22 protein-coding genes and 4 pseudogenes are annotated in these 23,986 nt (G+C 72.8%); 11 read left to right on the top strand and 15 right to left on the bottom strand.

The window, feature by feature from the left end:
- The 5 genes and pseudogenes from ACFYZS_RS34425 to ACFYZS_RS34405 form a co-directional block, all read right to left on the bottom strand.
- A pseudogene (locus ACFYZS_RS34425) lies at nucleotides 1–135 on the bottom strand (ABC transporter ATP-binding protein); the annotation flags it as partial.
- Between the two features lie 39 nt (nucleotides 136–174).
- Complete coding sequence (locus ACFYZS_RS34420) at nucleotides 175–1,284, bottom strand: ABC transporter substrate-binding protein (RefSeq protein ID WP_389021483.1); 1,110 nt, start codon at nucleotides 1,282–1,284, stop codon at nucleotides 175–177.
- Nucleotides 1,285–1,577: 293 nt separating this feature from the next.
- Nucleotides 1,578–1,649, bottom strand: coding sequence for a putative leader peptide (locus ACFYZS_RS34415; protein ID WP_389021513.1), 72 nt, complete (start codon nucleotides 1,647–1,649; stop codon nucleotides 1,578–1,580).
- Between the two features lie 163 nt (nucleotides 1,650–1,812).
- The gene (locus ACFYZS_RS34410) at nucleotides 1,813–2,271 is read right to left on the bottom strand and encodes an RrF2 family transcriptional regulator (protein WP_389021480.1); all 459 of its coding nucleotides are present in this window, start codon (nucleotides 2,269–2,271) and stop codon (nucleotides 1,813–1,815) included.
- 129 nt (nucleotides 2,272–2,400) lie between these two features.
- Nucleotides 2,401–3,603, bottom strand: a complete 1,203-nt coding sequence (locus tag ACFYZS_RS34405) for an acyl-CoA dehydrogenase (RefSeq protein ID WP_389021477.1) — start codon at nucleotides 3,601–3,603, stop codon at nucleotides 2,401–2,403.
- 422 nt (nucleotides 3,604–4,025) lie between these two features.
- Between ACFYZS_RS34405 and ACFYZS_RS34400 the strand changes: the two genes are divergently transcribed.
- Together ACFYZS_RS34400 and ACFYZS_RS34395 are read left to right on the top strand one after the other, a co-directional pair.
- Nucleotides 4,026–4,109: a putative leader peptide gene (locus ACFYZS_RS34400; protein ID WP_324617234.1), complete on the top strand. Its 84-nt coding sequence runs from the start codon at nucleotides 4,026–4,028 to the stop codon at nucleotides 4,107–4,109.
- 224 nt (nucleotides 4,110–4,333) lie between these two features.
- Entirely contained in the window at nucleotides 4,334–4,918 is a 585-nt protein-coding gene (locus tag ACFYZS_RS34395) for a winged helix-turn-helix domain-containing protein (protein ID WP_389021474.1), read from the top strand.
- A gap of 67 nt (nucleotides 4,919–4,985) precedes the next feature.
- Here the strand turns inward: ACFYZS_RS34395 and ACFYZS_RS34390 are convergent, their stop codons facing one another.
- Complete coding sequence (locus ACFYZS_RS34390; RefSeq protein WP_389021471.1) at nucleotides 4,986–5,795, bottom strand: helix-turn-helix transcriptional regulator; 810 nt, start codon at nucleotides 5,793–5,795, stop codon at nucleotides 4,986–4,988.
- A gap of 164 nt (nucleotides 5,796–5,959) precedes the next feature.
- Between ACFYZS_RS34390 and ACFYZS_RS34385 the strand changes: the two genes are divergently transcribed.
- Entirely contained in the window at nucleotides 5,960–6,694 is a 735-nt protein-coding gene (locus tag ACFYZS_RS34385; RefSeq protein ID WP_389021468.1) for an SDR family oxidoreductase, read from the top strand.
- A 73-nt stretch (nucleotides 6,695–6,767) separates the two neighbouring features.
- Here the strand turns inward: ACFYZS_RS34385 and ACFYZS_RS34380 are convergent, their stop codons facing one another.
- Nucleotides 6,768–8,477 carry a CocE/NonD family hydrolase gene (locus ACFYZS_RS34380; RefSeq protein WP_389021465.1) on the bottom strand — a complete coding sequence of 570 codons (1,710 nt, stop codon included), beginning with the start codon at nucleotides 8,475–8,477 and terminating at the stop codon, nucleotides 6,768–6,770.
- A gap of 94 nt (nucleotides 8,478–8,571) precedes the next feature.
- On the opposite strand from ACFYZS_RS34380, the gene ACFYZS_RS34375 reads away from it, so the two are divergent.
- Nucleotides 8,572–9,288, top strand: coding sequence for a TetR/AcrR family transcriptional regulator C-terminal domain-containing protein (locus tag ACFYZS_RS34375; RefSeq protein WP_389021462.1), 717 nt, complete (start codon nucleotides 8,572–8,574; stop codon nucleotides 9,286–9,288).
- A 12-nt stretch (nucleotides 9,289–9,300) separates the two neighbouring features.
- Here the strand turns inward: ACFYZS_RS34375 and ACFYZS_RS34370 are convergent.
- Nucleotides 9,301–10,088, bottom strand: a pseudogene (locus tag ACFYZS_RS34370) (LysR substrate-binding domain-containing protein); the annotation flags it as partial.
- A gap of 106 nt (nucleotides 10,089–10,194) precedes the next feature.
- Nucleotides 10,195–10,473, bottom strand: a pseudogene (locus tag ACFYZS_RS34365) (oxidoreductase); the annotation flags it as partial.
- Nucleotides 10,474–10,539: 66 nt separating this feature from the next.
- Between ACFYZS_RS34365 and ACFYZS_RS34360 the strand changes: the two are divergent.
- Nucleotides 10,540–10,785 (top strand): annotated as a pseudogene (locus ACFYZS_RS34360) (hypothetical protein); the annotation flags it as partial.
- 66 nt (nucleotides 10,786–10,851) lie between these two features.
- On the opposite strand, the gene ACFYZS_RS34355 reads toward ACFYZS_RS34360, so the two are convergent.
- Nucleotides 10,852–11,451: a TIGR03086 family metal-binding protein gene (locus ACFYZS_RS34355; RefSeq protein WP_389021459.1), complete on the bottom strand. Its 600-nt coding sequence runs from the start codon at nucleotides 11,449–11,451 to the stop codon at nucleotides 10,852–10,854.
- A gap of 216 nt (nucleotides 11,452–11,667) precedes the next feature.
- Entirely contained in the window at nucleotides 11,668–12,237 is a 570-nt protein-coding gene (locus ACFYZS_RS34350; RefSeq protein ID WP_389021456.1) for a GNAT family N-acetyltransferase, read from the bottom strand.
- 165 nt (nucleotides 12,238–12,402) lie between these two features.
- Here ACFYZS_RS34350 and ACFYZS_RS34345 point away from each other — a divergent pair, with 165 nt between their 5' ends.
- The gene (locus ACFYZS_RS34345) at nucleotides 12,403–13,047 is read left to right on the top strand and encodes a dihydrofolate reductase family protein (RefSeq protein WP_389021453.1); all 645 of its coding nucleotides are present in this window, start codon (nucleotides 12,403–12,405) and stop codon (nucleotides 13,045–13,047) included.
- A 60-nt stretch (nucleotides 13,048–13,107) separates the two neighbouring features.
- On the opposite strand, the gene ACFYZS_RS34340 is transcribed toward ACFYZS_RS34345, so the two are convergent.
- Nucleotides 13,108–14,160: an amino acid ABC transporter permease gene (locus tag ACFYZS_RS34340; protein ID WP_389021451.1), complete on the bottom strand. Its 1,053-nt coding sequence runs from the start codon at nucleotides 14,158–14,160 to the stop codon at nucleotides 13,108–13,110.
- A gap of 731 nt (nucleotides 14,161–14,891) precedes the next feature.
- On the opposite strand from ACFYZS_RS34340, the gene ACFYZS_RS34335 reads away from it, so the two are divergent.
- The 3 genes from ACFYZS_RS34335 to ACFYZS_RS34325 all read left to right on the top strand — a co-directional run bounded on the left by ACFYZS_RS34335 (nucleotide 14,892) and on the right by ACFYZS_RS34325 (nucleotide 17,969).
- The gene (locus tag ACFYZS_RS34335) at nucleotides 14,892–16,070 is read left to right on the top strand and encodes an LLM class flavin-dependent oxidoreductase (protein WP_389021448.1); all 1,179 of its coding nucleotides are present in this window, start codon (nucleotides 14,892–14,894) and stop codon (nucleotides 16,068–16,070) included.
- A gap of 154 nt (nucleotides 16,071–16,224) precedes the next feature.
- Nucleotides 16,225–17,193 carry an ABC transporter substrate-binding protein gene (locus ACFYZS_RS34330; RefSeq protein WP_389021445.1) on the top strand — a complete coding sequence of 323 codons (969 nt, stop codon included), beginning with the start codon at nucleotides 16,225–16,227 and terminating at the stop codon, nucleotides 17,191–17,193.
- A 23-nt stretch (nucleotides 17,194–17,216) separates the two neighbouring features.
- The gene (locus ACFYZS_RS34325; RefSeq protein WP_389021510.1) at nucleotides 17,217–17,969 is read left to right on the top strand and encodes an amino acid ABC transporter ATP-binding protein; all 753 of its coding nucleotides are present in this window, start codon (nucleotides 17,217–17,219) and stop codon (nucleotides 17,967–17,969) included.
- A gap of 36 nt (nucleotides 17,970–18,005) precedes the next feature.
- Here ACFYZS_RS34325 and ACFYZS_RS34320 read toward each other — a convergent pair whose 3' ends face one another.
- Complete coding sequence (locus ACFYZS_RS34320) at nucleotides 18,006–18,578, bottom strand: rhodanese-like domain-containing protein (protein WP_389021442.1); 573 nt, start codon at nucleotides 18,576–18,578, stop codon at nucleotides 18,006–18,008.
- Between the two features lie 290 nt (nucleotides 18,579–18,868).
- Between ACFYZS_RS34320 and ACFYZS_RS34315 the strand changes: the two genes are divergently transcribed.
- Both ACFYZS_RS34315 and ACFYZS_RS34310 read left to right on the top strand, forming a co-directional pair.
- Nucleotides 18,869–20,434: a CocE/NonD family hydrolase gene (locus tag ACFYZS_RS34315; RefSeq protein ID WP_389021439.1), complete on the top strand. Its 1,566-nt coding sequence runs from the start codon at nucleotides 18,869–18,871 to the stop codon at nucleotides 20,432–20,434.
- A 71-nt stretch (nucleotides 20,435–20,505) separates the two neighbouring features.
- The gene (locus ACFYZS_RS34310; protein WP_389021436.1) at nucleotides 20,506–21,702 is read left to right on the top strand and encodes a macrolide family glycosyltransferase; all 1,197 of its coding nucleotides are present in this window, start codon (nucleotides 20,506–20,508) and stop codon (nucleotides 21,700–21,702) included.
- Between the two features lie 83 nt (nucleotides 21,703–21,785).
- Here ACFYZS_RS34310 and ACFYZS_RS34305 read toward each other — a convergent pair whose 3' ends face one another.
- Together ACFYZS_RS34305 and ACFYZS_RS34300 are read right to left on the bottom strand one after the other, a co-directional pair.
- Nucleotides 21,786–23,078: an MFS transporter gene (locus ACFYZS_RS34305; RefSeq protein WP_389021434.1), complete on the bottom strand. Its 1,293-nt coding sequence runs from the start codon at nucleotides 23,076–23,078 to the stop codon at nucleotides 21,786–21,788.
- On the bottom strand, nucleotides 23,075–23,944 hold the full coding sequence (locus ACFYZS_RS34300; RefSeq protein WP_389021431.1) for an SGNH/GDSL hydrolase family protein: 870 nt from the start codon (nucleotides 23,942–23,944) through the stop codon (nucleotides 23,075–23,077). Before ACFYZS_RS34300 ends, ACFYZS_RS34305 begins: the two co-directional genes overlap by 4 nt.
- Between the last annotated feature and the right edge of the window lie 42 nt (nucleotides 23,945–23,986).

The following is a 23,986-nucleotide window of genomic DNA, read 5'->3' as shown; positions in this document are numbered from 1 at the left end:
GACATCGAGGCTGATGTCGTCCAGGACGAGCTGTGTTCCGGCCGGGCCGGAGAAGGACTTCGAGACGTGCTCGATGCGGGCGGCATGAGTCACCGAGGTGGTGTCCTCAACAGCTTTGGCGAGTGTGGTGGCCATGGTCGTCACCTCCTGGGGATTTCGGATTGCGGGCGGGGTTTACTTGGCGCCGAGGCCGGCGTCGGAGACCTCGGGCTTGCCGGCGGCCTTGAGGACCTTGTTCAGGAGCGTCAGGTCGTAGATGCCGGCGAGGTCGGGCTGCTCGATGAGCTTGGCCTTGACCGCCCAGTCCGACTCGGTCTTCAGCGTGCTCGCCAGCGGGTCGTCGGTGACCAGGATGCTCTTCCAGGCCGGGTCGATGACCTTCGCGTCGAGGGGCTTGCCGCCCTCGGCTTCCAGCTTCGCGTTGGCGGAGGCCTTCGCCTTGTCCGGGTTGGCGTTGATCCACTCGTTGGTCTTGACCGTGCCCTTGAGTACGGCCTCGACGACGTCGGGGTGCTCCTTGAGGAACTTCTGCGACACGATGATGTTCGTGATCACGAACTTCTTGTCGGGCCACAGGTCGGTCTCGTCGAGGAGGACCGAGGCGCCGTCGGCGACCAGCTTGGAGGCGGTCGGCTCGGGCACCCAGGCACCGTCGATGGAGCCCTGCTTGAAGGCGTCGGGGGTGACCTTGTTGTCGGTGCGGACGACGGAGACGTCGCCCTTGCCGGACTCCGCGTCGACCTTCCAGCCCTTGTCCGCGATCCAGTTGAGGAACGCGACGTCCTGGGTGTTCCCCTTCTGCGGGGTGGCGATCTTCTTGCCCTTGAGGTCGTCCAGGGTCTTGATCTTGTCCGGGTTCACGACCAGCTTGACGCCGCCGGAGGCCGAGCCGGAGATGATCCGCAGGTTGCTGCTCTTGGACTTCACGTAGCCGTTGATCGCCGGCGAGGGGCCGATGAAACCGATGTCGAGGGAGCCGCCGTTGAGGGCTTCGATCTCGGAGGGGCCCGCGTTGAAGGACTGCGGCTTGATCGCGGTGCCACCCAGCTCCTTGGCGATCAGCCCCTCCTGGAGACCGACCAGAGCGGTGGCATGCGTCAGATTCGGGAAGTACCCGATACGCACCTCGGACGCGGAGAGCTTCTTGTCGCCGGTCGCCGCGGCGCTGGCCTTGTCGTCGTCCTTCTTCGCCTCGGAACCGTAGCCGCAGGCGGTGAGCAGCAGGGGGAGCGCGGCGGTGACGGCGATGGCGCGCAGGGTGTTGAGCGGTCTTACGGCAGACACGGAGGTGTCCTTTCACGGGATGGTGTTCACGGAAGTACGGAAGTACAGGAACGGAAGTACGGGGTACGACGACGGGCGGTCCGAAGCCAACGGCGCACACGGCACCCGCTGCCGGCCGCTGCCGGCGGGATCTCGGTCACGGGCTGAGGAGCGGGTGGGTGTCGGACGTCCCGGGGACGGGTGTCGAGGTCGTACGTCGGATGCCCGCGCTCGAAAGCGCGCGGTCGGTGAGGCCGGCGCAGGGGCCTGCCCGGTCGACGGAGGTACGCGTGGAGCCCGCCCGGCGGAGCGTGTCAGGCGGACTGACAGATGGCGCTGGACGTACGTACGAGGTCGATGTGCCTGCGGGAGGTCAGAGGCGGCATTCGGCCTGCGTGGTGCAGTTCTCGCACGGCCACCTCCCCTGATTCCTAGTTTTCCCACCTGGTTGGTAGGCATATTGGCAGAGCAGGACAACCGGCCCAAGAGGTTGACCGCATCGTGGACGCCTCTATCTCGCAATGCGAGAAAGGCCAGGTGGGGCAGGGGTCAGGGATTGGTCCAGGCCCCGGGGGGATCGGCCAGTGCCGATACGCCGGAGGGGAGATCCGAGGCCGCGACGTCGGCGAGGGTCACGCCGTCGAGGATCTCGCGCACGTTGGCCCGCAGTGCGATCCACAGGGGGAGCAGCGACTGGGCGGGGCCGGTGTAGGACAGGTCCGGCGGGCGGACCCCGCGCACCGAGACGAGCGGTCCGTCCACGACGCGGATGACGTCCGCGATGGTGATGGAATCCGCGGGCTTGGCCAGGCGGTAGCCGCCGTTGCCGCCGCGCTGGCTGAGTACGAGACCGCCCCGGCGCATGTCGTTCAGGATGCCCTCGAGGAACTTGTGCGGGATGTCCTGGGCCTCGGCGATGGCCTCGGCCTTCACCGGCCCGTCGTCCTGGGACGCGGCAAGCTGCAGTGCGGCACGTACCGCGTAGTCCGCCCTGGCTGAGATCCGCATGGGGCCATTATCCGGCATGGATCAGGCCGGTGTCCGTCGCGGGTGGCCGCAGGCTGCCGGGCCGGTGCGCGTGCCCGGCAGCCCCTGGGGCTCAGCGCGTGGATCCGCGCTCTGAGCGGGAGCCCCGCGTCAGTGGAAGGCCGCGGCCACCGTGCGGTGGGAGCCGTTGAGGTAGTGCTCGCCGATGGAGCGCAGGCGGTGCGCGACCGGGCGGTGGGCCGTCAGGACCCGGGCGTTGCGCCAGAACCGGTCCAGGCCGGGAGCGTCGGCGAGTTCCAGCACGCGGGCGGTGATGTGCAGGGCGGCCTTCGACATCACGGCCTCGGCCGTGGCGACCAGGGCGGCGACGCCCGCCGGTACCTCGGCGTCGAGGTGCGCACCCGTGGCGAGGGCCCGTGCCATGACCTCCGTCGCCCGGTCGACCACGGCGGTGGCCGTCTGAGCGGCGGAGGCGAGTTCCCCGTAGGTGAGGAAGAGGTCCGGGTCCTCACCGGGCAGCCGGTGCGCGCGGCCGCCCCTGCTGAGATCGCGGGCTTCGGTGAGGGCGCCTTCGGCGATGCCGAGGCCGACGTGGCACAGGGCGAGCCGCAGTGCCGGTTCCGCGAGCGCGGTGATGGGCGGGGTCGACTCCTCGTCGTGCGGCCGACGGCCCAGGACCTGCTCCGGCGTGATGGCGACCCGGTCCAGGACGACCTGGCCCGCGCCCGCGACCCGCTGCCCGAGGCGATCGTGGGAGGGCTCGACGCTCACGCCCCGCACACCGGGTGGGATCCGTACGACCAGGACGTCGCCGGTCGTGGCGCAGACGGCGTCCACCACGATCTGGTCGGCCGCGGCCACCGCGGTGTCCACGGACCGGCGCCCGTTCAGCACGTGGCCGGTGGGGCGGGGCCTCAGCGTGAGGTCCGGTCCCGCGGTGTCGTCGTCCGGCACGGGGGTGCGGACGGCCCCGGTCCACAGCCAGTTCTCGCGCACCGACTCCTCTTCGAGGGCGGTGGCGAGCTCGTGGTCCGCGTAGAAGCGTCCGCTCCAGGCGTGTACGTAGTGGCGGGCGAGCAGGTCGCCGACGGAGCTGTCCGCCGCGGCGATCTCCCGTATGACGGCGCAACCGGTACGCCAGTCCGCCCCGCGGTCGGGGCCGGGCGGGGTGAGGGCCGCGGGCAGGCCGGCCTCGCGCAGCCGGGCCGTCTCGTCGGTGGGCGGCTTGCCGGCCTGGTCCCGGGCGATCGCGTCCGCGGCCAGGTCGTCCGCCACGTCGCGGGCGGTGCGCAGGAGTGCGCGGTGCCGATCGTCGGCGGACGGGTGGCCGGCGGGGCTGGGTGCCGTGCGCATGGCTGTCACCGGCAGGCCCCGGTGCCGCCGTGCGTCGCGTGGGATGGGCGGACAGAGGTGCCATGGGGGCTGGCGGTGGTCATGTCGGCTACTCCGGAACGTTGTTGGGTGGCGACCAGGCAGGGCGGCGAATCCCCACCTTTCCCATCGGATTGATAGGGATACTCGCCCGAAGCGACCTTCGCGGCAAGGGTGTGATCGAATGATGGACAGTGTGATCTCGGGATGAGAGACGCCGCAGGTCAGCGCCCGGCGGCTGCACCCAAGGCCGGACCCTCCGTCAAGGAGTGCGTGGAGCAAGGGAGTTCGGCCGCCGCTTCCTCCTGGCGTGGAGGGCCCTCCGGCCGTCCCGTCCAGCCATTTCCTATGGAATCACTAGGGAAGTATTGACGTGCGTCCTCCGTGCACCCCAGGATGTGCCCATGTCCCCGTCGCAGCCGTTGCTCGTACGCCGCAGGCACGTTGACCTCCGTCGCGTGGCCAGCGCCGTCTGCCGCCCCGTCTAGGGCTTTTCGGCAGGGCATTTCCTCGATGCGGCCGCCGGTGTTCCGGTGCCGCTTCCTCTGCGCGTCGCGCTTTTCTCGTGACCCCGGCCCCCTGGGCCGTGCGGGTCGGTCCGGCATGCGTCGCGCGGACCCTCCCGGTCGACTCCGTCACGGAGACGCCGTGCCCTGTCGAGCCCGAACACCCGGCATCCGTACCTCACTCCGCGCAGCCGAAGGGGCTCATCATGACCACCGCAATTCCCGCACCCGCATCCGCCGTCCGTCGTTCCCCGGCCCCGCGCCTCCAGCTGGTCGGAGACCGCCCGCCCGCCGTCCCGGCCGTCCCCGCCGGCGGGACCGAAGGGGGCCGCGTCGGATACCTCGTGTTCCTGCCGGCGAACGTGGACCCGGTGGCGCTGATGCAGGCGCACGGCATCCGCCCGGAGATCCATCCCCTCGGGCTCGGGCTGCCGCAGGCGCCCGGGTCGGATCCGGCTCCGCGGCCCGACACCGTGCGGCCCGACGACGGGATCCGGGTCGACGACGGGATCCGCGTCGACCGGGAACGTCGGCTGGTCGAGGTCGGCGGGCAGGAACTGGATCTGACCTACCTGGAGTTCGACCTGCTGGCCCACCTCGTGGCCCACCCGTACACGGTCCACACGAGAGACGCCCTGATCTCGGGCATCTGGGGCTACGGGCACATCGGCGACGGCCGTACGGTCGACGTCCACGTGGCCCGGCTGCGCCGCAAGCTCGGACCCGCCTACCGGGACCGCATCTCCACCGTGCGCCGCGTCGGCTACAAGTACGTTCCCGACCACCGGTAGCCGTCGGGGACGGTCGGCGCATCCGAGGCCGCCGCGCGCGGCGGCGGATCGGCCGCGGCAGGGGAAGTCAGAGCGTGCGGAGGGCGGCCTCGGAGGGGGAGCCGGGTTCGACGGGGTACAGGCCGAGGGTCTGGTGAGGGACTCCGGCCGGGGTGAACGCCTCGAAGCCCAGTGTGAGTTCGCCGACGACCGGGTGGCGGTAGCGCTTGGCGCCGTACGTGGGGCGGTACACGTCCTGGTCCGCCCAGAGGCGGCGGAAGTCCGGGTCGGCGCTCAGGTCCTCGACGATCTCGGCGAGCCGGGGGTCCTGTGGGTGGCGTCCGGCGTACAGGCGCAGCATGCCGACGTTCTCGCGGGCGGTTTCCGGCCACTCCACGTACAGTTCGCGGGCCGCCGGGTCCAGGAACATGAAGCGGGCCATGTTCCATCCGCCCGCCGGGACCTCGTCGAAGCCGGGGTAGAAGGTGCGGGCGATCCGGTTCATGGCCGCCACGTCGAGGCGGTGGTCGAGGATCAGCGCCGGGATGCCTGAAATGTTGTCCAGGACGTGCAACAGGCCGGGGCGCACCGGCTCGGGCGCCGTGCGGGACTGCGGCGGCCGCCCGGGCTTGGCGAGGGCGAAGAGGTGGTCGCGCTCGGCGGGGTCCAGCCGGAGGGCCCGGGCGACTGCGTCCAGTACGGCGGGCGAGGCGTGCGGATTGCGGCCGCGCTCCAGCCGTACGTAGTAGTCGACGCTCACGCCGGCGAGCTGGGCGACCTCCTCGCGGCGCAGGCCGGGAACGCGCCGTACGCCGGGCGGCCGGGGCAGGCCCGCCGCCTCCGGGCTGATGCGGGCGCGACGCGAGCGCAAGAAGGCCCGGAGGTCGTTCTCGGTCATGGGCCAGGACCCTAGCCGACGGGCCGGCGTGAGGGGGGTACGCCGTACCCCCCGTACGCCGTGCCGGGGGTCGGGTTCCCGTCTGCCACGGGCTTCGCGGCGGTGGTGCTCTGGATGTGTCGCACCGACATCCGCCTCCCCCCACTTCCCGAAGGGATCGAATCATGAACACCTCCAAGATCGTTCTTGTGACCGGCGCCTCCAGCGGCATCGGTGAGGCCACCGCCCGCCGCCTCGCGGCGGCCGGGCACCACGTGGTCCTCGGAGCCCGCCGCGTGGACCGCCTCGCCGGGCTGGTGGCCGAGCTGAAGGAGGCCGGCCACGACGCCGAGTACGCGGAGCTGGACGTCACCGACCTCGAAGGCGTGCGCGCCGTCGTCGACGACGTCCTCGCCCGGCACGGTCGTATCGACGTGCTGGTGAACAACGCGGGCGTCATGCCGCTGTCCATGGTGGAGGACCTGCGCGTCGACGACTGGAACCGGATGATCGACGTGAACCTGCGCGGGGTGCTGCACGGCATCGCGGCCGTGCTCCCGTCGATGCGGGAGCGCCGCTCCGGGCAGATCGTCAACGTCGCGTCCACCGCGGCGAACCGCGTGGACCCGACCGGGGTCGTGTACTCGGCGACGAAGTACGCCGTGCGCGCGGTCTCCGAGGGCCTGCGCCAGGAGACCCCCGACCTGCGCGTCACCGTCGTCTGCCCCGGGCTCACCCGGACCGAACTCACCCGCTCCGGGGGTACGGACCGGCTGCAGGACGCCGTTCGCGACGCCGTCGGCGAGGTCGGCCTCGACTCCTCGGCCATCGCCGAGGCCATCGGCTACGCGGTCGACCAGCCGGAGGGCGTCGACGTCAACGAGGTCATCGTCCGCTCGACCGCCTCCCTCCAGGGCTGACGCCGTACGGCGGCGTGCGCCACCGTGGCCCGGCCCTCCCCGATCGGGGAGGGCCGGGCCCTCGTCCGTCCGTTCAGCCGTCGACCGCAGGACCGGGTTCGCGGTCGGGGGCATGAGCCGCGAGCATCAGGGCCGAGTCCGCGTGGACCGTGATGCGCACCGGTGCGAACGAGGTGGCGTCCACCGCAGGCTCCCCGTTGCCGGGATTGCGGGCGTAGCGCGGATGGGGGCCCGCGCTGATCTGCCAGCGTATGCGGTGGCCGACGGCGAAGCGGTGGGCCGTGTGGCTCATCGGCACGGTGATCTGCGAGGGCTCCTGCCCGTGCGTGCGCACGCTGCCCAGCCCGTCGCAGATGTTGACGGAGCGGCCCTCTGTGTCCACGTCGCACAGGCGGCTGAAGACGTCGGCGTGCCCGGTGTCCGTGGAGACGCTCAACCGTGCGGAGACCGGCCCGAGGATGTCCACGGGCTCGGTCAGCGGGGGACCGGTGAAGGTCAGTACGTCGTCCCGGGCCTCCAGGGTGCCGTTGTCGCGCGGACCGGCCGTGCGGGAGAGGAGCGGGCCGCCGAGGGAGGGGGTCGGGTCGTCCGGGTCGTGGCGGAAGGAGGTCAGCGGCGCGGAGTCCGTGGGGGTCTGCCGGGTGAGGTGCCCCTGCGCGGTGGGGAACCACGGGCCGGGGTCCGCGGCCGGTGGCCAGTCGCCGAGGTTCCGCCAGGCGTTCTCGCCGCCGACGTGCACGCGCACCCGTGTGGGACGCAGGCCGGAGGGATCGGAGCCCAGGTGGGCGCGCAGCCAGGCGAGGCTCTCGAAGAACACCTCGGGCCATCCCTGCTGCAGGGCGGAGGTGTGGGTCCAGGGTCCGACGAGCAGGGAGGTCTCGCAGCCGGCCGCGCGCAGCCGCTCGTACTGCCCGAAGGTCTGGTCGGCGAGCGCGTCGTGCCATCCGGTGATCAGGCTCGTGGGCACGCGCAGCCGCGTCGCCGACTCGGCCAGTGACGCGCCCCGCCAGTACGGGTCATCGGCGTCGGGACGTGTCATCACCTCGTCCAGCCAGGGCACCTCGTTCCCGAGGGCCGCCGCGTACGCCCCGCGCAGCGGCTTCGCGGTGGTGACCTCGCGCAGCCGGCGCTGCAGGCGCAGCGTCGCCTTCAGGAACGGCCCCATGCCCCGGTGCTGGTAGGTCATGCCCACGCCGACGGCGAGTGCCGTCTCCAGGTGCAGCGCGCCGCCCGCATGGAACAGCGCGTGGGGATCGTGCAGGCCCACCTGCACCACCATCGCCTTCAGCTCCGGCGGCGGGTCCAGGGCGAGCGCCCACTGTACGTAGCCCAGGTAACTGGGGCCGACGGTGCCGAGAGTTCCGTCGAACCAGGGCTGCTCGCGCAGCCAGGACACCGTGGCCCGGCCGTCCTCGGCCTCGTTGCGCCACAGGTCGAACGCGCCTCCCGACCCGCCGGTTCCGCGGCAGCTCTGCAGGACCACGTGGAAGCCCTGCTCGGCGAAGAGCAGGCCGTACATGGGGGACCACGGCAGGCCGCGGCCGTACGGCGAGCGCACCAGGAGGGTCGGGAAGTCGCCCTCGGCGCGCGGGAAGTAGTGGTCGGTGACCAGCGGGCTGCCGTCGGCGGCCGGCACCACCAGCCCGGGCTCCCAGCCGACCTCGTGCAGTTTGGCCGGGAGACGGCGCCATGTCGCCCTCATCATCCGTGCGGCCAGCGGCGGCTTTCCGGCGGGCGGTGCCCAGACCGGCCTCGACACGGGTTCCTGCGTGGGTGACGTCATCGTTCCCCTCCTTGATTTCCGTACACTGTACGAGAATAGAGCATGCTTGACTGAGGCCCGCAAGGGCCGCCGATCAAGGAGAGGAGCGTGGACCGTGCCCCGCGAAGGAAGCGCCGCCGCCCCGGCAGTCGACCCGCAGCAGCTCTGGCTGGGCTCCGACCAGCCACGCAAGGGCCGCAAGCCCGCCTACAGCCGAGAGGCGATCACCGCGGCGGCCGTGGCCCTGGCGGACGCGGAGGGGCTCGAAGCGGTCACCATGCGCAAGGTCGCCGCACAGGTCGGAGCCGGCGTCATGTCGCTCTACAGCTACGCCCCCGACAAGGAGACGCTGCTGAACCTGATGGTCGACCACGTCACCGGCGAACTCCCGACCGCGTACGCGCTCACCGGCGACTGGCGCGCGGACATGAAGGTGATCGCCCGCCTCCAGCGCGCGCACATGCTGCGGCACCCCTGGCTGCCCGCGGCCCTGACCACCCGCCGCGTCCCCGGACCCAACACCCTGGCCTTCCTGGAGCGCGCGCTCGCCGCCCTGCGGCCCGCGGGACTGGACGGGGCGGCGAAGCTGGAGGTCTTCGCCCAGCTCACGGCATTCGTGGCCGGGCACGTCGCGCACGAGACGGCGCAGGCCGCGCTGGCGCAGTCCCCCGACCGGGCCGTGGCCGAAGCGCGCTACCTCGCGGTCGTCGCCGCGGACGGCAACCACCCGGAACTCGCCGAGGCCCTCTCCACCCCCGGCCGCCCCCTCACGGCCGACGCCACCTTCACCCGGTTCCTGAACCGCATGATCGACGGCCTCGACACCGACTGACCGAGTCTCCGGTCACTTCCCGGTCCTCGGCGGCCACCACCTCGGCGACCAGGCGAGGGCAGTCACGGCCGCGGCCCGCAGGGCCGCCGCAAGGCGCAGGACCGGCTCGGCCGGCGGTCCGGGGAGCCGGGCCAGGAGCAGGCGCCGCTGCTCCTGCGGTCCCCCGCGCACCGGCAGGACGCGTACGCCGGGCGGCGCCGCGGCGGCCAGCGCCGAGGGCACGGTGGTCAGCCCGCAGCCCGCGGCCACCAGGTGCAGCTTCGCCAGCCAGTCCCGGGCCGTGTGCGCGCGATCTCGGGGCGCTCGTCCAGGCCGGGCCACACCCCCATCAGGCGGTCCGCTCCGGTGGCCGAGCCGGCGATCCACTACTGCCCGCGCAGGTCGGCCACGTCCACGAACTCCCCGCGGGCCACCGGATGCGCCGCCGGCACGGCCAGACACAGGGCGCGTTCGGTGAGCGTCTCCAGGGCGAGCGGGGGCGATTCGTCGTCCGGCACGCGGAACGGCGGCGCCGACGCCAGCAGGGCGAGATCGATGCTGCCCGCCCGCAGGGCCCGCGCCAGCGCCGGAGTGGTGCCTTCGCGGCTGACCCGCACCTGCGGATCGCTGCGCCGCAGCGCGGCGAGCGCGTACGGCACGAGCGTCGTACCGGCGCTGGGCAGCCAGCCCAGGCGCACGGTGCCGCCCGATTCCGGCAGGCCGGACAGCTCGCGGGCGGCGGCGCCGATCTCGTCGGGTACGACCGTCGCGCGGCGCATCACGATCCGCCCGGCCGCCGTCAGCCGCACGCCGTCCCGCCTTGACGAGTTCCGCCGGGACGGTCCCGCTGCCGCGGCCGCCGTCCGTGTGGCGCTGGAGGTTGGTGTACACGGCCCCGGGCGTCACCGCATTGGGGGTGATGTCGTCTTCGGCCCAGCGGCGGGTGGCCTCCACCGCGAACAGGACGTTGGCGGTCTTGGACTGGCCGTAGGCGAGCCACGGGTCGTAGGGGCGGAAGGCGAAGTGGATGTCGTCCCACACGATCGGGGAGAGCTGGTAGCCGCTGGAGCTGACGGCGACGACGCGGGCGGAGCCGTCGGCGGCGAGCGCGCCGTGCAGGCCGGTGGCGAGGGCGAAGTGGCCGAGGTGGTTGGTGGCGAACTGCCGCTCCCAGCCCCGTCCGGTGTGCTGCTCGGGGCAGGCCATGACGCCCGCGTTGTTGACCAGCAGGTGCAGCGGGCCCCGCCAGGATGGGGTGCTGGAGCGGCGGCGGTCGGGCAGGGCGCCGCCACCGCGGTCCTCGCGGCCACCTCGCCGCTGCTGGAGGGCGTCGGCGGCCGCTACTTCGCCGACTGCAACGAGGCCGAGGTCCTCGACCGCCGCGGCGCCCCGCTCCAGGGCGTGGCCCGCTACGCCCTCGACCCCGCCGGTGCCCGACGCCTGTGGGAGCTCTCCGAGGAGATGCTCGCGGAGCCGCTTTCGGCCGCGCGCCGGCTCGGTGCGGCCGTCGGTCGGTGAGCCACCGGTGCCGGAGGGCACGGGACTGCGCGGGGCGGTGCCGTCGGTGGTGCGCTGACCGTGGTGTCAGGGCCGCGGCGGCGTCCAGTGCGGATCGCGCCCGCTCAGCCCGACCGTCCGGTCGAGCAGCGGGGCGCCGTCCGGTACGGGCACGACGGCTCCGAAGATGCCCCCGCCGCGCCCCTCGTCCTCGGCGGCCGCCAGCAGGAAGGCGTGCGAGACGCGCAGCGCGGCGTGGTCGGGCGCGTACTCCTGGCCGGTGGCCCTGGCCAGGTCCCAGCCGTGGACGACCAGTTCGTCGGCGGCCACCGCCCCCGCGATCTCGCCGGGGAGGTCCACGCCTCCGGCACGGGTCATGCCGCTCCAGGCAGCCGGTTCCCTCCAGGCCTCGGCCATTTCCCCGAGGGTCCGCGGGAGTTCCTCGCGCCAGTCGGCGCTCAAGGACGGCGTGGTGGTGCCGGGGGCCGTGTCCGTCGTGGGTCCCAGGTCCTTGCGGGCAGCGTCGCGGAACGCGACGGCGAGGCCCGCGAGGTGGCCCAGCAGGTCCCGGACCGCGTACTCGGGACACGGCGTCCGATCGGCGAGCGCCGCGTCGGGGACCTCCCCGACGAGGCGGGCCACGAGCCGGGCCTGCGGCCCGAGGTCGAGAGCCGTCGTACCGGTCATCTGCCGCTCCCTCCGGGGTACTGGGCCTGAAGGGTAGACCGGTGGCGAGGCCGGGACCCGTCGCCACACGGGCCGGGCGCCCCGCGTGCGCACAAAGGCCTACACCGCCGAGTGTCCGTCGCGAGGCCGTCGGGAGGCCGTCGCGCTCCGGCGGCGGGCCCCGTGAGGAGCGACCGGAGGCCGGCCGCTACCGCCCGTTCCCGTTCCCGTTCCCGCTCACGGACGCGTGGCCGCGGCCCGCCATTCCTCCCGGAGCATCGCGTACACCAGGTCGTCGCGCCATGCCCCCTTGAAGAACTCCGTACCGACGAACCGGGCCTCCCGGCGCATGCCCAGGCGTTCGAGGAGTCCGGCCGAGGCGGTGTTGGCCGCGTGGCAGCGGCCGATCACCCGGTGCAGCCCCAGCGCGTCGAAGCCCAGGCCCAGGAGGGCGCGCGCGGCCTCGGTGGCGAAGCCCTTGCCCTGGTGGGCGGGGTGAAAGACGCAGCCGAGCTCGCCCTGGCGGTGTTCCGCGCTGAGCAGCACCAGCTCGACCTGCCCCACGACCGTCCCCGTGCCCGGTTCGACGACGGCCAGGCTGAGGCAGTCCCCGTCCGAGACCAGTTCGGTCTCCCGGGTCATCTGCCCGACCGCCACCCGGACGTCCCGGAGCCCGCGCGGCTCCCACCGCATGAACCGGGCGACGTCGGGCCGGCGCTGGTAGTCGTACACGTCCGCGCCGTCCTCCGGCCGGAAGGGACGGAGCGTCAGCCGGGCGGTGTCGATGGGGGATTCGATGCGCAGCACCGGGCGACTGTAACCGCTTCCCGAAGCGGATCCCCCTCGATGCCGGCACCGTCAAGGTGGCCGGGTGCGCCCTGGCGGAGATCGGGGTCCCGTCGTGTCGATGAGTTTGCGGGCATCCGCAGGTCTATCTCTTGACGGAGACAACCGACTCATCAGGAGGAAGCCATGGGCCTCATCCACATCGAGCTGTTCGCGACCCTCGACCTCGTCGGGCAGGCGCCCGGCGGGCCCGAGGAGGACCCGGCGGGGTTCCCGTTCGGCGGCTGGCAGGCGCCGCTGCTGGACGAGGTCTCCGGGGCGCAGGTCGGTGCCGCGTACGAGGACACGGACGCCCTCCTGCTCGGCCGGCGGACGTACGACATCTTCGCGGCCTACTGGCCCCACCAGAAGGGTGGCGAGGACGGCGAGATCGCCACGCTCTTCAACGGCGTCCCGAAGTACGTGGCCTCGCGCGGCAGGCCCGACCTCTCGTGGGCCGGGTCCACGCAGCTCGGCCCCGACCTCGCCGCCGCGGTGCGTGAGATCCGCGACCGGCACGAGCACATCAAGGTCGTCGGCAGCCTGAACCTGGTGCAGACCCTGCTGCGCGAGAAGCTCTTCGACCGTCTCGACCTCTGGGTGCACCCGATCGTGCTCGGCGTCGGCAAGAAGGTGTTCGACGAGGGCGCGGTACCCACCAACGTCACCCTCCTCGAACCCCCGGCCGCCGGCCCGAAGGGCACCGTCTACCTGCGCTACGGCCTCGCCGACGGCACGCCCGCGACGGGGGACATGAGCGCACCCGATCGCGGCGTCGGAAGCGACGCCTGAGACGGCACGCGCCTCGGGACGGAGCTCCGGAACGGGCGGAGGTTCAGGGCCTGCCCGGGGCTACCGTCCGCCGGGGGCGGTCACCGTGTGCAGTCGGGCGCGCAGGGCGGCCAGCCGGATGCGCAGTCGCTGCGGCGGCGTGGGCGGCAGGCTGCGGGAGGTGCCGCGCGCGTAATAGCGCTCGACGTAGTACTGGCCGCCGCTCAGCACGGTCGTGGTGGCGACGTACCACAGGGTGGCGACCATCAGCAGCGGGATGACCTGGTAGTTCTGGTTGTAGACCAGCTGCACCGAGTACAGCAGGTCGTGCACGGCGAGCACGCTGACGATGCTGGTGCCCTTGAGCGTGCCGATCAGCATGTTCCCGGCGGTCGGCACGATCGACCGCATCGCCTGCGGTACGACGATCCTGCGCAGGGTGCGGCGCCTGCTCAGGCCGAGCGACTGCGCGGCCTCGGTCTGGCCGGGATCCACCGAGAGGATGCCGCCGCGCACCACCTCGGCGGCGTACGCGGACTCGTGCAGGGTCAGCCCGATGACGGCGGTCAGGGTGGGGCCGAGCAGGTTCACGGTCTTGATGGTGAAGAGCTGGGGGCCGTACGGGATGCCGAGGCCGAGCGTGGGGTACAGGGCGCCGATGTTGAACCAGAACAGCAGCTGCACCAGCAACGGGGTGGACCGGAAGATCCACACGTAGCCCCAACTCAGTGTCCGCAGGACCGGATTGGCGGACAGGCGCATGACCGCCAGTACGGTGCCGAACAGGAAGCCGAGCACCATCACCGCACCGGTCAGCCACAGGGTGAGCAGCAGTCCGTCGAGCACGGCGGCGGTGGTGAAGTACCGGCCCACCACCTCCCATTGGAAGGCTTCGTTGCGTACGACGGACGCCAGCACCATCGCAAGGACCAGCAGCGCGGCGGCAGCGGACAGGCTGCGGCCGACGTGCCGGCGCGGCACGATCGGCGGCGGCTCGGCCCCGGGGGCCCCGGGGGTCCCGGGTGCCCCGGTGTCCTTCACCCGGGGGGCGGGCGCCGCGGCGCGAGCGGCCCCGGGGGTGAGGTGGGATGCGTCGGATACGGCGGAGACCGAGATGTCGGGCGGGGTGGCCATGGGGAGGTTCTCCAGGGAAGGGGCGCGGGCGTGGATGACCACCCGGCGGCACGGCGCGCGCAAATACGGCACTGACTGCGCGCGGATGCGGTGCTGCCGGGAACGGGTACTCGTGTCGTCACGCTCACCGCGTCCCTCAACGCGGGCGGAGGGGCTTCCGGTTGGGCGGAGCCGCTCCGCTGCCGATCGTATGCGCCCACGGCCCGGCCGTGTCAACCATGCGAGCCCGGCCGTCGGCACCTGTCGGCACCCGTCGGCGCCCGGTCGGCCCCCGGCCGGAGCCGGCCGTCCGGCATTCGGGCTTTTGCTTGACGAAGAGCAGCATGTACTGCTCAAGTAGTCGCATGAATGCCCATCAGCGCTTGGTTTCGCGCGACTACATCGACTTCGGTCGGGTGTGGTCCGCGGCGTGTTGCGCCTGACGCGGCAGCGGGCTGTCTGATCGGCCCTTCCCTCCCTCGGTGACCCCGTCGCGGGCCGAGATCCTCCTTCGCACCACCACCGGGCACGGTCGGCGAGCCGTACGAGGCGTGCTGCCGTGAACCCGGGCGTGCGCTGCCGCCCCCCCTTTCTCCCGACGCCCCGCGTCGTCACGCCGGCACCACCCCCACACCCCCATGTGCCCTCTGCCGCACCGTCATGTTCGGCTGTGGCAGGGGCTGTTCCGTCATGTCCGCGGGCACGGTCGCGGTCCACCGCCCGCTCGCCCGTCCGTTCCGAAAGGCCACCCCATGCCCGTGGAATTCCTCGGCATCGCCGCGACCAACAACGGCTCCGAAACCACCGCGCGATCCGGCGCCGCCTTCGACAGGGAGTACACGCTCCGGCTCGCCCGGGCGCACGAGGACCACGGCTGGGACCGCGTGCTGTTCGCCTACGGCTCCGGATCCCCGGACCCGGCTCCGGCGGCCGCGTACATCGCGAGCAGGCTGGACCGCCTCCGGATCCTGCTCGCCCACCGGCCCAACGTCTCGTACCCCACCTACGCCGCCAAGACCTTCGCCACCCTGGACCAGATCAGCGAGGGCCGCCTGACCGTCCACTTCATCACCGGCGGCAACGACCACGAGCAGGGCCGCGAGGGCGACACCCTCACCAAGGACGAGCGCTACGCCCGCACCCGCGAATACATCCGGATCGTCAAGAAGATCTGGACCACCCGCGAGCCCTTCGACCACGAGGGCGAGCACTACCGCTTCCACGACTTCGTCAGCGATGTCTTCCCCGTCCAGCAGCCGCGCCCGGGTGTCTCCTTCGGCGGCTCCTCACCCGCCGCCTACGCCGCAGGCGGCGCGGAAGCGGACATCTACTGCCTGTGGGGGGAGCCCCTGGCGAAGACCGCCGAGCAGATCGAGGCCGTGAAGGCCGCCGCCAAGGCCGCGGGCCGCACCGACGTGCCGCGCATCCAGGTCGCCTTCCGCCCGATCATCGCCCCGACCGAGGAGCTGGCCTGGGAGAAGGCCCACCGCACGGTGGGCGCCATCAAGCAGCGGCGGCAGGCGGGCCCCGTACGCCACCACCGCAACGGAGTCCTGGAGGCCACGGCGCCCCAGAACACCGGATCACAGCGGCTGATCGCCATCGCCGAGGCGGGGGAGCGCTACGACCGGGCGCTGTGGACCCCGACCGCCGCCGCCACCGGCGGCGCGGGCAATTCCAACGCCCTGGTCGGCACCCCGGAGACGGTCGCCCAGGCGCTGCTGGACTACCACGACCTCGGCGTCGACATCCTCTCGGCCCGCGGCTACGACCTGCTGGACGACGCCGTCGACTTCGGCCGGTACGTGATCCCGCTCGTCCGGGAGGAGGTCGCGAAGCGAGACGCCCGGCGAGGGGCCGAGCGCGAGGCCGCGCAGGCGGCAAACGGGCCCCACGCGCCGCACGCGCCCCTCGCGGCGGTACGCGGGTGACCTCCACGGCACGCACGCCCCGCCGCGGGACCACCCCCTGCCCCGGAACCACGCCCCGCCGCGGGACCACGTCCCGCCCCGCAACCGCACCACCCGCCCTCCGGAGCATGCCCCGCCCGGGCACCATGCCCCGCAACGGAAAGGCCCTCCCGCTGTGAACCTCCCCGGGAACGGGATCCGCACCCGCCTGCACACCGCGGCCTCCCTCGCCCTCCTGCCCCTCCTGGCGCTGACCGCCTGCGGCTCCGGTGGCACGGCCGCGGCCGGTGCGGGTGCCCAGGTGTCCTCCGTGTCCTCCGCCCCGGCCGACGACCCCGTCGCCGGCGTCCGGTCCGTGGAGTCGATCGCCGCCCTGCTGCCCGCCGAGGTCCGCAAGGCGGGCACCCTGAGGGTCGGCAGCTCCGTCGGAGCCCCTCCCGCGGCCTACTACCCGAACGGGCAGGACAAGCCGCCCGCCGGCCAGGACATCGACATCGCCGACGCGGTGGCCAAGGTCCTCGGTGTGAAGCTGGAGCGCCAGGACGCCTCCTTCGAAACGATCCTGCCCGCGCTCGGCAGCGGCAAGTACGACTTCGGCACGGGCAATTTCGGCGTCACCACCGAACGGCTGAAGACCATCGACTTCGTCACCTACATCAACGACGGGCAGGGTTTCGCGGTCAAGACGGGCAACACCACCCTGACCACGCAGGTCTCGGACCTCACCCAGCTGTGCGGACTGACCATCGGCACCGGCGCGGGCACGACGTTCGAGAAGACCCTCACCGCGCAGAAGGGCGTCTGCGCCGCCGCCGGCAAGAAGCCGTACGAGGTGAAGGTGTTCGCCGAGACCGGGGCCGTCACCACCGCCCTCCAGCAGGGCCGCATCGACGTCGTCATGTCGACGATCAACGGCCTGCGCCACCAGGCCGCACAGCCCGCCGCGCACACCGCCTTCCTCGGCGAGTACCACCGCCTCGACGTCGGTTTCGCGTTCAAGAAGGGCTCACCGCTCACCCCCGCCCTCCAGGCCGCCGTCAACGAGCTGATCAGGAACGGCACCTACGCGCGGATCCTGAAGAAGTGGGGCACCACCGCCTCCGCGATCGACACGTCGCAGATCAACCCGGCCGAGCACGCGTGAGGGGCGGGTCCGTGGGCGAGGTCATGGTCGAGGTGCGCGGCGTCCACAAGAGCTTCGGGACGCTGGAAGTGCTGCGCGGAGTGGACCTGGAAGTCCGCACGGGCGAAGTGACGGTGGTCCTCGGCCCCTCCGGCTCGGGGAAGTCCACGCTCCTGCGCACCATCAACCACCTGGAAAAGGTCGACCGCGGCTGGATCGGCGTCGACGGTGATCTCATCGGCTACCGCAGCTCCCGCGGCAAGCTGCACGAGCTGAAGGAGAAGGAGGTCCTGAGGCAGCGCACGCGCATCGGGTTCGTCTTCCAGGACTTCAACCTCTTCCCGCACCTCACCGTGGTGGACAACCTCGTCGAGGCGCCGGTCTCCGTGCTGCGCCACCCGCGGCGGGAGGCGGAGGCGACGGCCCGCCGGCTGCTGGAGCGCGTAGGCCTCTCCGACAAGGCCGGCGCCTACCCGCTGCAGCTGTCCGGCGGGCAGCAGCAGCGCGTGGCCATCGCCCGCGCGCTCGCCCTCGAACCGAAGGTCCTGCTCTTCGACGAGCCGACCTCGGCACTCGACCCGGAGCTGGTCGGCGAGGTGCTGGACGTGATCAAGGACCTGGCGCGCGCCGGAACCACCATGATCGTCGTGACGCACGAGATCGGTTTCGCGCGCGAGGTCGCCGACACCGTCGTGTTCATGGACGGCGGAGCCGTCGTCGAACAGGGGCCGCCCGCATCCGTCCTGGACGACCCGCGGCACCCCCGCACCCGCGCTTTCCTCTCCAAGGTCCTGTGACCGCGCGAGCTCCTCGTCATCCGAAGCGGCGCGTCGTCACGCGCGCGGCGACGGCGAGGAGCTCCGCAGCGGCGCCTTCCCCCGCTGGTTGAAGGGGAGCCTGCCGAGTACGACCGCCATGCCGCAGGTGTTGCTGACGGCGGAGAAGACCAGGCCGGCCGCGATCCCCGCGGACAGCAACCGGAACGCCGGATGGACGAGGGAGCCGAGGGCCAGTCCGAGCAGTACGACGGAACCCGCCGTGAACCGGACCTGCCTCTCCATGGCCCAGACGGCCCGAGGAGGGCCCGCGGGGCGGTCGAGCGCGTGCCCCTCGGCGGCCCAGGCGGCGGTGCCGCCGGTGAGGCTCGAGGCATCGATGCCGTGGGAGGCCAGGGTGGCGACGGCGTTCTGCGACCGGGCACCGGAGGCGCACACCACCAGAAGGGGCTTCTGCGCGGAGGCCTCGCGGAGTTCCGCCCGCGCGCGACCGATGCGGTCGAGGGGGATGTTCACGGCGTCCGGCAGATGGCCGGACGCGAACTCGGCCGGAGTGCGGACATCGACGACGGTCAGCTCGAGGCGCCGGGAGAACGCCTCGCTCACGCTCAGGGCAGCGGAAACACTCATGGCAGATCGCGTTCCTTGGCAGAGGGGGGAGGGGGGCCTGCGCGGAAGGCCGGAGGCACGTGCCGGGGATCCTAGACACCCCGGCGCCCGCGCGGTCGCCACACGACACGACCGCCATACGGTTGCCATGCCGCGGCAACAAAGGCGGCGCGACGGGCGGCGTAACGGACGGTGCCCGGTGTCGTTGGATCAGTCGTGATCAAGAAGACGCTCGGATCGGTGTTCGGCATCACGGCGGCCGCATCGTGAGCGAGGTGCGCGCGTCACGCCACTGGCGGTGCACTGCTTCGGTGGCACTGCTCGTTTCGGTCATGGCGGTCCACGGCACGGCCGGGCCCGCGGTCGCCGGCCAGAGCGACGCCCCCGCGACGGGCAGTGCCGTACGGGACGGCGAGCACGCATCGGTCTCCTCCACCACGCTCACGATGAGGGACGGCACACGCATTGCCGCCGACCTGTACGTTCCGGCGGGATCCGGCCCGCATCCGCTGATCGTGATGCCCGGCGCGTGGTGGTCCATGCCGCAGGACGCCCTCCTCGACGACAAGAGGCAGCTGGCCGGGGCCGGCTACGTGGTCGTCTCCTACGACCCCCGGGGCCTGCGCCGATCGGGCGGGGCGATCGACATGGCGGGCCCCCTGGACGTCGCGGACGTCTCGGACGTCATCACATGGGCACTGGCCCACACTCCGGCGGACGGGCGCAGGGTCGGGCTGTACTCCTCCTCCTACGGCGCGGCGGTGAGCCTGAACGCGGCGGCACATGACGCCCGGGTCACCGCGGTGGCGGCCCTGTGCCCGTGGACCGACCTGTTCGACTCGTTCGTGCGCAACGGCACCTATGCCGGAACCCTCGCCACGTTCCAGGCGGCGATCGGAGCACTCAACGGACGCATGAGTCCCCGGACGCGACAGGCGTTCACGGACCTGGAGAGCGGCGGAGACAGGGCCGGCGTGCGGTCGTGGGCGCTGGAGCGCTCACCGCGCGCCCAGGTCGACGCGCTCAACGCACGCCGGACGCCGGTGTTCATGGCGGGGGAATGGAGCGACCCACTGGTTCCGGCGGGGCAGACCGGAAGGCTGCTGGACCGGCTCAAGGGGCCGAAGCAGCTGTGGATGAGCCCGGGCGGTCACGGGGATTCCAGCTCGCGGGAAGCAGCCCTGCTGCAGCCGCAGAACCCGGTTCGCGGCCATGCGAAACGATGGCTCGACCGCTTTCTCCTGGGCCGTCCCAACGGTGCGGACCGGCTCGCGCCGCTCATGGTGCGACCGCGCAACGCCGATCGGCTGGAGACGTATCCGAGCTGGTCCGCACTGGAACGCACACCCGTGGAGGTGCCCTTCCGGACGAGTCCGGGCGAGCGCTCCCCACGTCTGCTCGCGGGCCTGGACTCGCCCGCCGACTCGGGCCTGTTCCCCGTCGCAGGGCTCGTCGACTCGCTCGGGTTGCCGCCCGCCACCGCGGCTCCGCTGCTCCTCCCGCCGCTCGCGGGCGTCTGGCGCAGCGCTCCGCTGAGCGCCCCGTGGGCGCTGCGCGGATCACCTCGGGTGCGTACCCGAGTGACCTCCACCGCCGACCGGGGAACCTTCGTGGCCTACCTGTACGACGTGGACGCGCTGGGCACGGCTCGGTTGATCAGCCATGCGCCGTACACGTTCACGGGCGTGGCGCCGGGCACACCGTTCGCGGTCGACATGCCGTTGCCCGCCTCTGCATGGGACGTGGCGCCGGGACACCGCCTGGCGCTGGTCGTCGACGGCGGCGACCACCGCTATACGAGCGTCAGCCCCCTCGGGTCCGCCATGACCTTCTCCGCGGCTGACACGCACGTGAGTGTTCCTTCCCGTACCGGATGACCCGGCTTCGGGGAGGCGGCAGTTCGTTTCGGGGCGACAAGCGCCTCACGGCAGAATCTGGAGTGATGGTTATGCGGGATGTTCCGGCCGGCGGCGAGGCGCGGGCGCGCCATGTGGCCGTCTTCAACGTGCCGATGCACGGCCACGTGATTCCCACCCTCGCGGTCGTACGGGAACTGGTGAGCCGTGGCCACCGGGTGAGTTACGCGGTCACCGCCGAGTTCGCGGACGACGTACGGGCGGTGGGCGCGGTTCCCGTGCTCTACGACGCGCCCGATGTGGGTGAGGCGCCCGAGGACATGGCGGTGGGCGTGACCGGGGCGGTCGTGGTGAACGTTGCCGCGCTGCCACAGCTGGAGGAGGCGTTCGGGCACGACGTGCCGGACGTGGTGTTGTCCGATGTGTACGCGTGGGCGGGGCCGTTGCTGGCGGCTCGCTGGGGAGTCCCCGCCATCCAGCTGGCTCCCACGCACATCCCGTACGACGGTCTGGTCAAGGAGTTCTTCGGGCTCGACGACATCGCGCAGATTCCCGGGTTCCCCGAACTCGCCGGAGCGCTGGACGAGTTCGGTGTGCCCGGCGGCGTCCATGCGCTGACCCTGGCGCCGCCGCGGACGATCGCCTTCTTCCCCCGCTCGTTCCAGAGGCTGCCGCGGACGGTGCGTGCGGGGGAGGCGCACTGGGTGGGTCCGGCCATCTCCGACCGGTCCTTCCAGGGGCGCTGGCGGCGGCCGGACAACGGCAAGCCGGTGCTGTACGTGTCGTTGGGCTCGCAGTTCAACAAGCGTCCGGAGTTCTACCGGTCCTGCTTGCAGGCGTTCGAAGGCCTGGGATGGCACGTCGTGATGAGTGTGGGCGCCGAGGTGGCGGCGGCCGGGCTCGGCGCGGTGGGAGACGGGTTCGAGGTGCACGCGAGCGTTCCCCAGCTCGACGTCCTGGCGTCCGCGACGGCTTTCGTCACGCACGGCGGGATGGGCAGCCTCATGGAGGCGCTCTCGCTGGGCGTGCCCGTCGTCGTGGTACCGCAGATGGCGGAACAGAGGGTCAACGCCGCCCAGGTCGAGCGGCTGGGGGTCGGCCTGCACCTGCCGCGTGAGCGGGCGACGGCCCAGGCCCTGAGGGAGGCGGTGCAGGCGGTCGCGGCCGACGCGCGGATCGCGGGCGCCGTGGCGGGGCTGCGGCGGGAGATCGACGAGGCGGGGGGCGCCGAGGCCGCCGCCGACGTGGTCGAGAAGGTTCTGGCGGACACTCCGATGGTCACGGCCTGAGCTCAAACCCCGCACGGGGCGGGTCTCGGCCGCAAGGGCCGAGACCCGCCCCGTGCGGTTGTTCCGACCCGCGCCGTCGTCCATCACAGGACTGCCGGACGCGCCGTCACGGGCGCCTCCGTCGCGACCGCACCGTCGGGAGGTGCCGCGGGGGTACGGGTGCGGGCCGGGCCGATCGCGACCGCGGCGAGCAGCGCCAGTACGGCGGTGGCCGCTCCGGCCCACAGGACCGCAGTCAGGCCATGGGCGAAGACGGCCGGGCCCGCCGTGGAGCCGACGCGCGTGAAGAGGACGGTGGAAGCGGCGACCCCGGCGAGGGCACCGACCTCCCGGACGGCGCTGTTGACCCCCGAGGCCGCGGACACGGACCGGTCCGGGGCGTTGGCCAAGAGCGCCTCGGGCGCCGCCGCGAAGAACAGCGCCATCCCGGCCCCGCCCGCGAGCAGACCCGGCAGCTGCACCGCATAAGGGGACCGCGCATCGAGGAGAAGGGCGAACCACCCGGAACTCATCGCGGTCAGCAGGGCGCCGGACACGAGGACGGGCCGCGCCCCGGTACGGCCCATCAGCAGCCCGGCCAGGGGAGCCACCACCAGCGGCATGGCCGTCCAGGGAAGGATCCGCAGGCCCGCGTCCCACGGACTGTGGCCCTGGACGGCCTGGGGGAACTGCGCCAGCCAGAACACCGTGCCGAAAACACCGGCGTGCATCAGGAACCCGCAGGCGTGCACCGCCGGCAGACCGCGGGAGCGGCCGGCCATCGGCCGGAACCCGGTCGTCGCCGGGGCCGCCGCCGGGGCGCGAGGCGGCTCCCGCAGGAACACCCGCGCCGCCGCGGCGAGCAGGCAGCCGAGCGGGACGTTGAGCCAGAACACGTACTGCCAGCCGCCCCACTGGACGACTGCGCCGCCCACCAAGGGGCCGACGGCCACGGCCAGCCCGCCCAGAGCGCCCCAGACCCCGAGCAGCACGGGCCGCCGGTGTGCCGGCACGGCGGCGGCCACGAGGGTGAGGCTCAGCGGCGTGATCGCCGCGGCGCCCGTGCCCTGTAGCGCGCGGGCCGTGGTCAGCCAGCCCGCGGTGGCCGAACACGCGGCCGCCGCGGAACCGGCGGTGAAGACGAGCAGCGCCGCGATGAACAGCCGCCGCTGCCCGACCCGTACGGCGAACCGGGACACCAGCGGGGGCAGGACGGCGACCGGCACGAGATAGGCGTTGACGAACCAGCCGGCCGCCGCCGCGTCGGCGCCCCGGCCGAGGTCGGAGCGGATCGCGGTGAGCGCGGTGAGCAGCACCAAGTGGTCCAGTCCGCACAGGAAGACGGCCAGGCCCGTCACCGCGCAGGCCGCCCAGGCCCCGTACCGCCCTGCGGTCATACGGGCCCCCGCACGGCCCCCGCCAGCCCTGATGCCTCCTCGGCGGGCAGCCCGCCGGGAAGTACGAGCGTCCGCCGACGGATCAGGCCGGCGACGCGGGCCTCGCCCGCCGCCACCACCGCGGAGCCGGCCATGCGCAAGTAGACGCGGTAGCCCGCCGGCGACGGATGGAAACCGTCGGGGCAGTAGAGCCGGACCGGCCACCGGCGGAACGCGTCGGTCTCCAGGGCGACGACCCGCCCGCCCGCGGCCAGCACGGCGGCGGACTGGAGCCGGGCCAGCCGGCGCGAGCGGACGGAAGCCACCGCCGCCGCGCCGCGGCGCAGGGCGGGAGCCGCGCCGATGTCCGCGCACGAGCCCACGACCACCTCCCACCCCGCGCCCCGGAGTTCCCGTACGTAGCGGCCCAGACGGACGGCGGACCGGCTCACCGGGGCCGGCAGCATCACGTCGTTCCCGCCGATGAGAACGAACGCCACGCCCGGTGCGCCCGGTGCGCTCCGCCCGGTCACCGACAGGACCTGCCGTCCCAGCGCCGCCGTCGTGGCGCCCGCCCGGGCCAGCACTTCCAGCTCCACCGCGCACTCCAGCCGTGCGGCCAGCATCCCGGCCAGCTGCGCACCGACGGTGTCCTGTCTCTCCACCACTCCCACGGTCACCGCGGACGAGTCTCCGAGCAGCACGAACGGCAACGCCGTTCCCTCCGCGGGACCGTAGCGGCCGCAAGGCCTTGCCACCCCGCGTCCGTCCCACAGCGGCTGCCGCAGCAGCACGGCCGCGTAACCCTTCACCAAAGACTTCAACAGGCGGCGGCGCACTCGCTTCCACGCCCATGCCCACGCCCACGTCGACAGATCACAACGCATCACAGGCCCCCGTCACGACGGCATCTCACGTTCCACGACCGT

The organism is Streptomyces sp. NPDC001903, from assembly GCF_042891345.1.
Lineage (GTDB): Bacteria > Actinomycetota > Actinomycetes > Streptomycetales > Streptomycetaceae > Streptomyces.
The sequence above is the reverse complement of the archived record's forward strand: the minus strand, read 5'-3'. Positions and strand labels throughout refer to the sequence as shown.

Coding starts and splice junctions, on each gene's coding strand:
- ACFYZS_RS34410 (WP_389021480.1), bottom strand. CDS start 2,271: ATGCGGATCTCAGCCAGGGCGGACTACGCGGTACGTGCCGCACTGCAG.
- ACFYZS_RS34405 (WP_389021477.1), bottom strand. CDS start 3,603: ATGCGCACGGCACCCAGCCCCGCCGGCCACCCGTCCGCCGACGATCGG.
- ACFYZS_RS34400 (WP_324617234.1), top strand. CDS start 4,026: ATGTCCCCGTCGCAGCCGTTGCTCGTACGCCGCAGGCACGTTGACCTC.
- ACFYZS_RS34395 (WP_389021474.1), top strand. CDS start 4,334: ATGACCACCGCAATTCCCGCACCCGCATCCGCCGTCCGTCGTTCCCCG.
- ACFYZS_RS34390 (WP_389021471.1), bottom strand. CDS start 5,795: ATGACCGAGAACGACCTCCGGGCCTTCTTGCGCTCGCGTCGCGCCCGC.
- ACFYZS_RS34385 (WP_389021468.1), top strand. CDS start 5,960: ATGAACACCTCCAAGATCGTTCTTGTGACCGGCGCCTCCAGCGGCATC.
- ACFYZS_RS34380 (WP_389021465.1), bottom strand. CDS start 8,477: ATGACGTCACCCACGCAGGAACCCGTGTCGAGGCCGGTCTGGGCACCG.
- ACFYZS_RS34355 (WP_389021459.1), bottom strand. CDS start 11,451: ATGACCGGTACGACGGCTCTCGACCTCGGGCCGCAGGCCCGGCTCGTG.
- ACFYZS_RS34345 (WP_389021453.1), top strand. CDS start 12,403: ATGGGCCTCATCCACATCGAGCTGTTCGCGACCCTCGACCTCGTCGGG.
- ACFYZS_RS34340 (WP_389021451.1), bottom strand. CDS start 14,160: ATGGCCACCCCGCCCGACATCTCGGTCTCCGCCGTATCCGACGCATCC.
- ACFYZS_RS34335 (WP_389021448.1), top strand. CDS start 14,892: ATGCCCGTGGAATTCCTCGGCATCGCCGCGACCAACAACGGCTCCGAA.
- ACFYZS_RS34325 (WP_389021510.1), top strand. CDS start 17,217: ATGGTCGAGGTGCGCGGCGTCCACAAGAGCTTCGGGACGCTGGAAGTG.
- ACFYZS_RS34320 (WP_389021442.1), bottom strand. CDS start 18,578: ATGAGTGTTTCCGCTGCCCTGAGCGTGAGCGAGGCGTTCTCCCGGCGC.
- ACFYZS_RS34310 (WP_389021436.1), top strand. CDS start 20,506: ATGCGGGATGTTCCGGCCGGCGGCGAGGCGCGGGCGCGCCATGTGGCC.
- ACFYZS_RS34305 (WP_389021434.1), bottom strand. CDS start 23,078: ATGACCGCAGGGCGGTACGGGGCCTGGGCGGCCTGCGCGGTGACGGGC.
- ACFYZS_RS34300 (WP_389021431.1), bottom strand. CDS start 23,944: ATGCGTTGTGATCTGTCGACGTGGGCGTGGGCATGGGCGTGGAAGCGA.